We start from the raw sequence: 11,598 nt of genomic DNA on the forward strand, positions 1-11,598 counted from the left end.
CATACCCCTTTTCTCTTTAACAATGTCCTTTTGATCTTTCAAGTTGACTTTAATTAACCAATTCGGAATGCTCGATAATAATTGTTATCTGACAATTTTTCAAAAATATTAAGATTTAAGCTGTTATATTTACCTGGAAAAAACATAACCACCGGTTGCTTATCAATGACCTGATTTAATGTGTTCAAAACGCGGTGAGATCTGATCAACGGGAAGACCTGACCCACCCCCGTTAAGAAAATAATGGTCGGAGAATCATTCCGAATCAAGTGCTCTTCTATATACTGAACGATCAGGTTATGTTCATGCCCCATCTTCAGAACATTATTTACTTGCCGAATGACCACGCTAATGCCGTCTTTTTTCTCCGCTTCTGACAGGCTATACCCCATCTGTTCAAATATAGTCATGACAATGTTTAACAAGTTGAAGACCTGGACGTTAGCTTTAATTGTCGCTGGTGTTGAGGTATTTGCAATGTTTTCCACCTCATTGCGGACTCGCAACTCATCTTTGGGATCATAGTCAAAAATATAAAAACCGACCTCGTTTGATAGTCCACGATTCTGTTGAAAAGCCGGATCCTTCAGCTTCTCACGAAATCGTTCAAATCGTTTATCCAATGCTGTCATACTTGTCTCCCTGTTAGTGCCTCGATATATTGCGTCATATCGTGTTGTTTTAGTAGCCGTTCGACTTGGGGATCTAAAACTGCTCGCTGCAACACAAGGTTTTCCTCCTTATGCTCCGCCAATCCACTGGCAACTAAATATTCACGTAACTTGTTCTTAAGCTTTTTTACTGTGACCGAACGCCAGTGGCTCGCTTCCGGATGCATCAAAGGTAAGTTTCTCATGTAAGTCCCGATCTCATATGGTTCCAGCTTTAAATCACCCATCACAAATTCTGTCTTAACCACAGTTAAAACGAAATCTTCAACTAACGCTGACATCTTCATGATGGCAACTAGATTAATTAACTTTTGATTGCTTAAGGTAAACTGGTCCAAATTCTTTGTGAAATCATCTGGTAATTCGTGGTAACGCCGGTGCATCGCAAGGCGCACATCGTTTTGTCGGTTTTTCGAAGACAGCTGGAACACGTTGTCTTCTATAATGGCCTGATCGACGTCATTCCAGGATTTCCCAGAGTTCAGCATTGATGCCGTTGCAACAAATTCCCTAAACCAAAAACCTTGAGACACAATACTAGCAGACAGTTTTTTCACAATGTGCCTCCTTTACCGTTAAAAGTAGAAACCGTTTCATTTCATATTATATCAAGAAAACCTGCTGCACGCTGGCTCTCCTAAAACTAGGCTGTGGATAACTATTTTTGCCTCCACTACCCCACAACCTGCCTAACCGCCACCCAAATCAACCCAGCAGCCATCAACCCCATGGAAACATTAACCACCCGCGACGCGATCCGCCGCTCGCGCTCGTCCATGTCTTCCAACATGCCAAGGGTGTAGTCGTTATACGGCCCGGCATCCCAATAACCGACATAGTAGCTCAAGATGCCTTTTTCGCGGAAGGTTAACGGCTCGCTGCCTTCGTGTAGGAGCAGCTTGTCGTCGAATAGCGCGTATAGATCGTCGCTGAACATGGCGGTGCGGCGGTTGTGTTGAGCCTCTGTCTTGACGCGTTCCAGGAGTTTGTGGAATCTGTCCCATTCGCGTTGGTCGGCGTCGTCTTGTGGGGTCCATTCGTCTAACTTTTTCTGGAAGATGTGGAGGACGTCGTCGAAGTGGCGGCGTTGGTAGTTGTTGGCGAAGGTTAAGTAACGGTTGTTTTCGTTGAGGTGTTTGGTTTGCCAGGTTTGAAACAGGAAAAGGCCTAGCAGTCCGAGGGTTGTTATGGCGTTCAGGAGGTTGCTGAAGTTCCATTGTGCCATGAGGTGTTGGAGGCTGCTGATGACCCAGAAGGTGGCGATGAGCAGCGTGACGGCGATGGAAAGTAGCTGCTTTTGGCGAATTTGTGGATTTTTTTGCATTTCTTCGTAGATGGTTTGCCGGTATTTTAAGTACATGATGATGTAGTCCAGTAGGTTCAGTGAGCGGACTTGCCGGTAAGTCTTGACGATTGCAAATAACAAAACGACCAGGCTAACGAGGTTGATGACCTGGTTGATCGCATCAATTTGCGCCATAGCGTAACTCCTTTGCAAAAAGTATCGGCACCCATTTTTCCAGCCAGAACCGTTGGCGACTGTGGCTTGTTGACTGGCCATTTTGCCCTATGCGCCAACATAATTTGATTTTAAACGGAATCCCATTAAATTGCGAGGTTAACGAAAAGGTTCTGCTCAACTGCAAAAGTTGGATAAGTTGGCTTTTCCCCTTCGCGCTGGATGTGCTACAGTTAGGTTCTGTATAGAAGTAACATCAAGCATCTTTGGGGAGCAGAAAAAATTGACCAAACAAGCACATCACATCGTCATCCCTGACGCCATCATGGAAGACCTGGATATTAAAGATGGCGAACAAGTCGAGGTGACGTTAAAAGATAAGGAAGCGGTGATTCGGCCGAAGCAGGCGGATACGGGGACGCAGACGATTTCGCTGCGGTTCTTTCTGATTCCATCAATTCTGTCAGGGATTATTTTTCTGGCGTATTTCTTCTACTTTAACATCATGCAAGTGCCGATGACGGGGAAAAACTCGATTGCGCAGATGGTGATTGTCCTTGGCGAGCTGAGTGGCATGAGTACGTTTGCGGTGGCGTATATTCGCAATCACCGGCAGATCCATGGACGTGATCATCGGCGTCGGTATTGGCGGATTTTCCCGACGTTGCTGCTGTCGTTTGCGATTATTCTAGCATTCGTGGCCTCGGTGTTTTTCTGGGCGATTGGTTATATGTTTGAAGGTGTCAGTTTTGATATTTACACGGCGACCGGGCTGTTCTTCATTTTTATCAGTATTGTGAACTACCTGATGATTTATTCGGCGCTGTCGATTTCGACGTCGTTTATTACCACGCTGTTTCTGTCAACATTTGTCGGCGGCGTGGTGGGCGCGATTGTGACCAACAGTTCGCGTCAGTGGTGGCAGCACAATGTCAGCTTTTTAGGCACCAGCAAAGCCCTGAACGCGTGGCAGTTTAACCTGACCATCGCGGTGTCGGCCTTGCTGTGGATCGCCTTGGTGGACTACTTATTCGTTCCGCTCATGGCGCATCGCAAAACCGACTGGCGGCTAATCGCGCTCCGCATCTTACTGACCGTCGCTGCCATCGCCTTGCTGGGGGTCGGCCTGTTCCCGAATAATCGCGGTATCCTGCATGTTCTGCACACCCAAAGCGCGTGGTTCCTGAACTACTTCCTGATCGGCATGATCATCGCCGTGCGCTGGCTGCTGCCGGGGGTATCGCGCGAATTTCTCAGCACCAGCTACACCATCGGCGGCATCATTATCTTAGCCGCCATCCTGTTCCAATTCGTGCACTACCTGTCGCTGACTGCGTTCGAGATGATCGCCTTCGCCTTAGCCATGTCATGGATCATGCTGCTGCTGCAAAACATCCACCGGCTTTATCAAAAAGATGAATCCACCTTCGTCGTGACGGTGACGAGTGGAAAAGAAAAGTCATCTGAAAAATCGGCATAGAAATTACATCAAATGGTGAGCCTCAGCGCATAAACTGAAGTTCGCCATTTTATTTTGCTCCAATCGCTGACACCTTGAACTGCTGTACCCTATCGTTGGCGCATTCAAACATACCGTAACCGGCCGTCTATGTAAAAAACAACCTCACCAGCAAATCGCCAGTCAGGTTGCCTTTTGTCGATCACCAAACGACCTAATTTCTGCATCAGTTATCTCCGACACTTCAAAATCATTCAATAATTTTCGATCGCCGCGTAATGGTGTGCATTTTCTCAATCCACGGGTGAATCGGTTCCTTCAAGAAGAGTCCCAACAAGAAGAAGCTAATGCCGAATACGGCCAGAACGGCGAGGTCAAGCCAGAGATTAGGCCAGTAGATACCACCGACCGTTTCCCGTAAGAGGTTGACGGCGTAGGTAAATGGCAGCCACGGATTGATCATCTGGAAGAATTTGCCTGACAGCACGACTGGGAAGTTCCCTCCGGCTCCGGAAATGGACAAGACCAGAATGATGATGCCGATGCCTTTCCCGATGTTGCCGAATAGCGAGATCAACATGTAGAGGATCGAAACGAAGACCACGCTCAGCATCATGGAAAATAGCAGGTAAAGTGGCTTGTCGACGACGTAAGTGCCAATCAGGAAAAGATTGCCAAGTGCCGCAATGAGGCCCTGCAACATCCCCAGTCCCACAAACGTCAGCCAGCGTGCAACGTACATTTGTTTGACCGTGGCATCGCTGAGTGTTGCCGGCAACTGGTATTCGGTGACCAAAATCGCCCCAAGTAACAATGCCCCGACCCAGATACACAAGGCCAGATAGAATGGCGCACTTTGCGATCCGTACGTCGGAATCGCGTAGAAGCTTTGTTGCTTGAGCTCGACCGGTTTAGCCAAGAACCCGGCCTCTTTCGTCGCATCCCGGCGCAAAAGCTTGATCAGTTGCGACAGGTCAACCGACTTTTCACCTTTTTTGATGGCAGCGGCGCCTTTTTGAATGGCATCTTTTAGGGTCGGCCAGTCGTTTTTGATGAAGGTATGCGCATCATCCAGCCCACTCTGCAGCTGCGGCATTTTTTCGTTTGCCAGCGCCAAGGTGTTGGTCAGATCCTTTTCAATGCCCGGCAGATCCTGGTTAATAAAGTCGGTCGCCTTCGTCAATTTGGCTTTAAGACTAGGAAAATCGTTTTGGTACAAATCGGCAACGGTCGTCACGCCACTCGTGATCAGGTTCATGTGTCCATTCAGTAAGGTGTTGGCATCGGTTAGTTCCTGCTTCAGCGCTGGCAATTGTTGTTGAGCCTTGACCAAAAAGCTATGCGCCTGCGTGAGCAAATCCTTGGTGCCACTGAGGAGCGATGGTAGTTCTGGCAAGATCTGATTGTTGATGGTGGCAAGCGTGGTGCTGGCGTCCTCAAGTGCGGCTTTAAAGTCGTTCAACACCTGTTTGACACTGGTGCCGATATCGAGTGCCTTGAGCGCATCAGCAGTGGCAGCAAACTGATCAGCCGTTTTGGCTAGCGCTCCCAAGCGTGCCTGGATCTCACTGGTACTCAGATTAGGCACGTCCTTGGCCAGCGCTTCGGCACCATCCTTCACTGCGGTTGCCGTTGCCGCAACTTCTTTCAGCTGGGCAATGGCGCCGGCCAAGATCTGGTCGTCTTTACCGGTATGTTTGTTAAGGCTGGCCTGCACCCGTTCAAGCATTTCGGCCAACCTAGTCGCGTTGTCCGCCACCTTGCCCTGCCGCTTCGCCAAGGCCGTCACCCGTTCGACCATCGCCTGCTTAACGGCGGCCTTATCCTGATTATTGTCAAGCTGCTGGAGTTGATTCTGCAAGGTCGTTAAATCCGCACTTAGGCTGGTGTTGGCTGCCGCAATCAGCGTCAAACCGGCATCGGTGGCATTTTGCACAACATCCAAAGCAGTACTGATTTTCGGCAGCACCTCATCTTTGGTGGTCCCCACTGCCGCCTGCGCTTTTTGGCCGAAATCCGTCAGCGCTGGTAAGGTGCCATCGACCTGATTAATCACCGTGATGCCTTGATCGGTCACTTTGACCGCTTGACTGACGCCGCTTTCCAGTTGATCAAAATTGGTGACCACCGTGTTCAGCTGCGCGCCGGCTTGCTGAACTTCCGGTAATTTGCTTTTCACCGCAGTTGGCAGTTCACCGGCATCTTGCACCATCGGCAAATAACCATTCGCGGCGGTTAGTTTCTGGGCCATTTGATTGACTTCTGGGAGATACCCGGCGATTTCATTTGCCATTTGTAACTTTGCCCGAATTGCCGGCATTTTTCCTTGTAAGTCGTCCACTTCAGCCAGGTACTTTTCAATGGTCGGTAACTGATCATTGGTATTCGTGACCAGACTGGCAAACCGCCGAATCATCGGCAGGTTTTGATCCAGCTTGATGCCGGCTTTATTAAACGTCTTGACCAGCGTTTTGGCGACGGTTGCGACGAATTCATCCGAAATGGTATTTTGCAGCGTGCTTGCGCCGGTGCTGGTAATTTTCGGAGCAATCGCATTGATTTTCTCGTTTACATAATAATCCAGCTTAGACTTATGGATCTTCCCGTCAACAAAGCTCAGCAGATCAGTGGAAAAATGCTTTGGCACCACGACACCGGCGTAATACTTGCCGCTTTTGACGCCTTCTTGGACGGCCTTTTTAGAATCCACAAACCGCCAGCCAAGCTGTTTATTGTGCTTCAGTTGATCCATCAGCTCGTCCCCGACCGCAATTTTCTGATCCCGAAAAGTCGCCGGCTGATCAGCCGAGTATACCGCGACCGTCAGATCCTGGGTATTGCTGTAAGGATCCCACAGCGCCCAAACGTTAAACCAGCAATAAAGGCTGGGAATGATGACCAGTGCCGCGATCAGCAGAAAAGCGAACGGACTTTTCACAATCCGTTTCCAGTCCAAAGCAACTAGTTTACCAATGTTACGCATAACTTCCTCCGAATGTCAGCTTGAAATATTGGTTGATTATATCACAGGTGTTTGCTCACGCCATTGGACAAAATGCGGGATGTGTTAGGTTTTGCAAGGACAGCGCTTGACGTTTCAGAATATCAAAAACATCATAAAAAGCCTTAACCCTACCTTATCAGGCATCCAAACACCCAAGGTAGCATTAAGGCTTATTTCAATGCAATTTTTCCTACAACGACGCCGGCGAAACCGACTCAACCTTCACATCTTCCCGTTGAACCGCAAGGAGATCCGCACCAGCTTGAACAGTTGTGTCCGCAACCGGCTCGATACGCGCGTATGATTTACTGTTCGTGATCAGCACGATGGTGGTTGGATCAAGTCCGGCCTTTTTGATCGCCGCTTGATCAAAGGTGCCGAGTAAGTCGCCCTTGTTGACATGCTGACCGGCTTTAACAGCCACCGTGAACGGCGCGCCTTTCAAATTGACGGTGTCGATGCCCAGATGGACCAGAATTTCCATGCCGTCATCGGTCGTCATGCCATACGCGTGGCCAGTGTCGGCAACCACCGACAATGTACCGGTTTGCGGGGCGTAGACGTTGTTGACGCCTTTTTCTGCTGGTTGGATCGCCAGTCCGTCGCCCATCATGCCGGAAGCGAAAACCGGATCGCTGACCTTGGCCAAGGCCACGGTTTCACCGCTGACCGGTGCGTAGACTTTGTCGTCGCTGACGGTGGAGGAAATCACGGCATTGGCCGTCTCGACGTTTTCGTCAGGCTTCAGAACTTCTTTAGGAATTGCGAATGCGTTGGTGGCAACGAAGGCAACCACCACCGTACCTAACGAAACCACTGTGTACCATAACAATGCGTGGCCGTTATAGATGTACATCAGGTAAGACGGCACCACCGCGAGTCCGTATGAGTTGGCTGCGACGTTGAGCATGCTGAGAATGGCCGCCCCGAGCCCGGACGTCAGCACCGTAACGATCAGTGGCCGGAAGTTGTAGCGAATTAAGACCCCGAATAACGTCGGTTCCGAAACCCCGAAGAGCTGCGACGTGAACGCGCCCATTGACGTGGCTTTTGCCTTATTGGAACGGGCCCGCAGGAAAATGGCGAGCGCCACGCCTAAGTTCGCGAATCCATACATAGCTTCCAACGTGATCAACGGGTTCAACCCGGTTGACGCCAGCAAAGATGTTTCGATGGCAATCATGGTCTGGTGGATCCCGATCAGGACCATCAGCGGATACGCTGCCCCGATCAGGAAGCCGCCAATCCCAAATGGCAAGTGGATCACCGCTTCAACGCCGACCAGCATCCCACTTTCAATCGCATGAACAATGGGACCGACCCCCAGAATCATGATGGCGAACGTGACCAGCATGGTGAGAAACGGCGTCAGAATCTGTTCCAACACATTGGGCATGTGCCGCCGGAAAAAGAGTTCCAATTTTGCCCCGATAAAGCCAGCCACCAGTGCGGTTAACACCGATCCCTGACTACCTTCAACCGGCAACCAGCCAAACAACATAATCGCCTTGGCACTGCCATCCGCCACAGAATAGGCATTCGGTAAAATCGGCGACACCAGCATCAAGCCGATGACGATCCCGATAATTGGCGTCCCTTTAAAATAGCGGAACGTTGACCAGACAATCAGCGCAGGTAGGAACGCGAACACCGTGTCGGTCAAAACGGAAATTACCGAGGTTAAACTCGCGGGAATATCACTGGGAACCGCACCGAAAAGTTTCAAGACCTGAGCGTTCGTGGCGGCACTTTTCAACCCTAAAAACAACCCGGTTGCGGCGATGACTGGAATAATCGGAATGAAAATACCAGACAACATCGCCATCAAGCGTTGCACGAGCGTTTTGTGCTCACCGGTTGCCGCCGCAGTCGTATCGGCGTCATCCTTGCCATAAATGGCATTCACCGTGCCTAGCTTGGCAATCGCCGCATACACATCGTTGACAACACCAGTGCCGATAATGACCTGATACTGGCCAGAGCCATAAAACACGCCTTTGACTTCCGGTAGTTTTTCCAGCGCCTTGTCGTCAATTGCCTTGCGATCCTTGACTACAAAGCGCAACCGGGTTTGGCAATGGGTCACGGAATCAATGTTGTTCTCCCCGACCAGCTTCAGAATTGCTTTTGCTTCTTGTTCATAATTTTTTGCCATCTTAATTCACCTCAATGAGAATTGCTTGATAAGGTTTCAACGTTGGTGCGGCATCCGGATAGTTATTAAGCCAGATCCGCCCAGCCGGTAATGCGACCGTTGCCGGCTGGGCGCTTAAATTGACGAAAATCTGCACATGCTGCCCGCGGGCATAGGCGATAACATGATCGTCTGCGACCTTGATCGGAGCAAAATCGCCCTCAATTAGATCCGTCCGCAATGACGAATCGTTGCGCAACCGGCAAAGCTTTTGGTAAAAGTGCCACACCGAGTTTGGATCTGCATGCTCATCCTGCCAGTTCACACCAGGGGCCTGCTGGGCGATTGGCAACCACGGCTGATGGGTGCTGAAGCCGCCATTGACCTGATCATTCCAAGGATACGGTGTGCGCGCATTGTCGCGTGACCGCCGATTGACACACGCCAGCGCCTCCGCTGGGGAATAGCCTTCCGCAAGCGCCCGCTGATAGTTATCGTGCGTCGGCAGATCGTCAAACTGGTCGATCCTGGTTCGCGTTGCATTGACCATCCCTAACTCCTGCCCTTGATAAATGAACGGACATCCCCGTAAGCAGAAGTACAACAATGCCAGTGCTTTGGCTCCGATAGCATTGCGATAAGCCGGATCCTTAATATACTTGCTCAAACTCCGCGGCTGGTCATGATTTTCCAAAAAGTTCGCGCCCCAACCAACCTTTTGAATCGCCAGCTGGCTTTTGGCAATCGCGTCACCTAACATTTTGGGTGTCCAGTCCGTTTGTTTGAACCATTCGGAACCGGAAGCCACATCGATATCGGCATAATGAAAATCAAAAATCATGGAAAAGTAGCCGTTGGGACCGATGAAATCAGCTAGCTGATCGTAACTTACCCCAGAAGCCTCGCCAATTGTGACGGCGTTGGCTGGACGAAAAGTCGCATCATTTAGCTCTTTAAGAAAACGACCCAGACCCGGACGATTTTCAGCCTTACGCTTGATCTTGCCAAGGCCATCACTGCCATCAGGGGTCAACGCCGCAAAGTCCTGATCCTTTTTAATAAACGTGATGGCATCAATGCGGAAGCCAGCCAAGCCTTTTGCCAGCCACCAATTAATCATTTGGTAAATGGCTTGCCGCAGTTTCGGATTTTCCCAATTGAGATCCGGTTGTTCCGGCGAAAAAACGTGCAGGTAGTATGTGTTCGGCTCACCCGGCACCACGGTCCAGGCCGAGCCGGCGCCGAAGTTCGAGCGCCAGTTATTCGGCGGCTGGCCGTCGTGACCCTGACGAAAAATATAAAACTGCCGATACGGCGAGTTTGGATCTTTTAACGCTGCCTGAAACCACGGGTGCTGATCCGATGTGTGATTCACCACCAAATCCATCACGACTTTAATGCCAAGCGTCTTAGCTGTTGCCATGAGCCGGTCAAAATCGGCCATGGTGCCAAACTGCGGATTGATGGCTTGATAATCCGAAATATCGTAGCCGTTGTCCACCATCGGACTTTTGTAAATCGGCGACAGCCAAATCGCCGTCACGCCTAATTCCTTAAGTTTTGGCAATTCCTCAATGATGGCAGGCAAGTCACCAATGCCATCGTCGTTACTGTCTTTGAATGACGCCGGATAAATTTGATAAAAGATTTCCTGTTGCCACCATGTGCGGCTGGTTGGATTGACCATGTTTGAATCCCCCTGCTAAATGACGCTTTGATATTTAAAGTGTGGTATCGATTCCATATTGGCTAAAAATAAAACTCAGGCGCTTTGCCTGATTTTTAACGATAACGCTAATGTTGCCGGATCCTTTTGGTGGTCGCCGCGGCCAAGTCCGCGCAACAACATATCCGTGGCAACCTGGGCCATCTCGGTCACCGGTTGATGAACGGTGGTCAGCGGCACGCGGGCGAACGGCGCAAATGGCTGATCATCATACCCCATCACCGCGATGTCATCCGGTACCTTCAGATCCGCCGCCAGCAAACTATCCAGCACGCCAACCGCCACTTCATCCGAGTTGGTAAAAATGGCGTCAGGCCGCTTGACTGGTGCTAATGCGGCTAATTGCTTGCCAATCGCTTGGCCTTCCGCGGCGGTATGCACTTGATCGAAAAGTAATGATGGCTCAACTGCCAGTTTATGTGCCGCCATAAAGTCAAAGAACGCTTGAGTACGGGTCTTCCCGTGCCGCGCGCTTTGAATGGCACCGCCTGTCACGTAGGCAAATCGGCGGTGCCCTTTTTCATACAGGTAATCAAGTGCATCCCGCGTTGCCTGATAATGCGGCAGCACCAAGGAAGTCGCATGTGGAATCTTCACATCGGCATTCACCACTACGACACGCCCGGGAAAAGCTTTGGCAACAGCCGCAACCCGCTCCGGTGCTTCAACCGAGGCCAAAATAATGCCATCCAGTTTCCGGCTTTTCAATTGATCCAAAAACCGCTCCTCGGCATCCGGATCGTCATAAGTCTGCGAAATCATCACTTGATAACCTTGCTCATGCAGCGTGCGCTCAATTGCATCAAACAACCCAGCGAAAAACGGATTCGTCACCCGCGAGACCAAAACCCCGATATTGCCAGTGGCTTGGGCCCGCAATGAGGTCGCTGCAGCACTCGGTGTATAGCCTAGCGTTTGAATCGCCGCTTCAATCCGCGCCTTCTTGTCCGCGGAAATATACGGATGATGATTTAAATATCGCGACACGGTTGTCACGCCGACCCCCGCTGCTGTCGCAATTTCCCGAATCGTCGCCATGGACTTGCTCTCCTTTTTATGGAATCGATTTCATAAAACGAGTATACAGCGCTTTCAGAGAATGTCAAGTTGTTATCCGGGAATTTTCCGCGCACTTTGCGCAGGAC

The 11,598-nt window shown here is 50.3% G+C and carries 8 protein-coding genes; 1 reads left to right on the top strand and 7 read right to left on the bottom strand.

The genetic code is table 11. The features are described from left to right. Window positions 1-53: 53 nt before the first annotated feature. The 3 genes from LBCZ_RS09705 to LBCZ_RS09715 all read right to left on the bottom strand — a co-directional run bounded on the left by LBCZ_RS09705 (window position 54) and on the right by LBCZ_RS09715 (window position 2,151). Window positions 54-632 carry a DUF1788 domain-containing protein gene (locus LBCZ_RS09705; protein WP_025012992.1) on the bottom strand — a complete coding sequence of 193 codons (579 nt, stop codon included), beginning with the start codon at window positions 630-632 and terminating at the stop codon, window positions 54-56. Beyond that, window positions 629-1,228: a DUF1819 family protein gene (locus tag LBCZ_RS09710; RefSeq protein WP_010491701.1), complete on the bottom strand. Its 600-nt coding sequence runs from the start codon at window positions 1,226-1,228 to the stop codon at window positions 629-631. The genes LBCZ_RS09705 and LBCZ_RS09710 overlap by 4 nt, the downstream gene beginning before the upstream one ends. Before the next feature lie 116 nt (window positions 1,229-1,344). Then, window positions 1,345-2,151 carry a hypothetical protein gene (locus tag LBCZ_RS09715; RefSeq protein WP_010491704.1) on the bottom strand — a complete coding sequence of 269 codons (807 nt, stop codon included), beginning with the start codon at window positions 2,149-2,151 and terminating at the stop codon, window positions 1,345-1,347. A gap of 262 nt (window positions 2,152-2,413) precedes the next feature. Between LBCZ_RS09715 and LBCZ_RS09720 the strand changes: the two genes are divergently transcribed. Then, a complete protein-coding gene (locus tag LBCZ_RS09720) occupies window positions 2,414-3,610 on the top strand; it encodes an AbrB/MazE/SpoVT family DNA-binding domain-containing protein (protein WP_010491706.1) in 1,197 nt (398 codons plus the stop codon). Window positions 3,611-3,839: 229 nt separating this feature from the next. Here LBCZ_RS09720 and LBCZ_RS09725 read toward each other — a convergent pair whose 3' ends face one another. From LBCZ_RS09725 to LBCZ_RS09740, 4 genes are all read right to left on the bottom strand, one after another. Beyond that, a complete protein-coding gene (locus tag LBCZ_RS09725; RefSeq protein WP_010491708.1) occupies window positions 3,840-6,572 on the bottom strand; it encodes a YhgE/Pip domain-containing protein in 2,733 nt (910 codons plus the stop codon). Between the two features lie 211 nt (window positions 6,573-6,783). Then, a complete protein-coding gene (locus LBCZ_RS09730) occupies window positions 6,784-8,748 on the bottom strand; it encodes a PTS sucrose transporter subunit IIABC (RefSeq protein ID WP_010491710.1) in 1,965 nt (654 codons plus the stop codon). 1 nt (window position 8,749) lies between these two features. Then, a complete protein-coding gene (locus LBCZ_RS09735; protein WP_010491712.1) occupies window positions 8,750-10,414 on the bottom strand; it encodes a glycoside hydrolase family 13 protein in 1,665 nt (554 codons plus the stop codon). 75 nt (window positions 10,415-10,489) lie between these two features. Next, entirely contained in the window at window positions 10,490-11,491 is a 1,002-nt protein-coding gene (locus LBCZ_RS09740) for a LacI family DNA-binding transcriptional regulator (RefSeq protein ID WP_010491714.1), read from the bottom strand. Between the last annotated feature and the right edge of the window lie 107 nt (window positions 11,492-11,598).

It is taken from the genome of Lacticaseibacillus casei DSM 20011 = JCM 1134 = ATCC 393 (genome assembly GCF_000829055.1).
GTDB lineage: Bacteria > Bacillota > Bacilli > Lactobacillales > Lactobacillaceae > Lacticaseibacillus > Lacticaseibacillus casei.

Bases quoted from the DNA above. Each gene is read 5' to 3' on its own strand.
- LBCZ_RS09705 (WP_025012992.1), bottom strand. From the start codon at position 632: ATGACAGCATTGGATAAACGATTTGAACGATTTCGTGAGAAGCTGAAG.
- LBCZ_RS09715 (WP_010491704.1), bottom strand. From the start codon at position 2,151: ATGGCGCAAATTGATGCGATCAACCAGGTCATCAACCTCGTTAGCCTG.
- LBCZ_RS09725 (WP_010491708.1), bottom strand. From the start codon at position 6,572: ATGCGTAACATTGGTAAACTAGTTGCTTTGGACTGGAAACGGATTGTG.
- LBCZ_RS09730 (WP_010491710.1), bottom strand. From the start codon at position 8,748: ATGGCAAAAAATTATGAACAAGAAGCAAAAGCAATTCTGAAGCTGGTC.
- LBCZ_RS09735 (WP_010491712.1), bottom strand. From the start codon at position 10,414: ATGGTCAATCCAACCAGCCGCACATGGTGGCAACAGGAAATCTTTTAT.
- LBCZ_RS09740 (WP_010491714.1), bottom strand. From the start codon at position 11,491: ATGGCGACGATTCGGGAAATTGCGACAGCAGCGGGGGTCGGCGTGACA.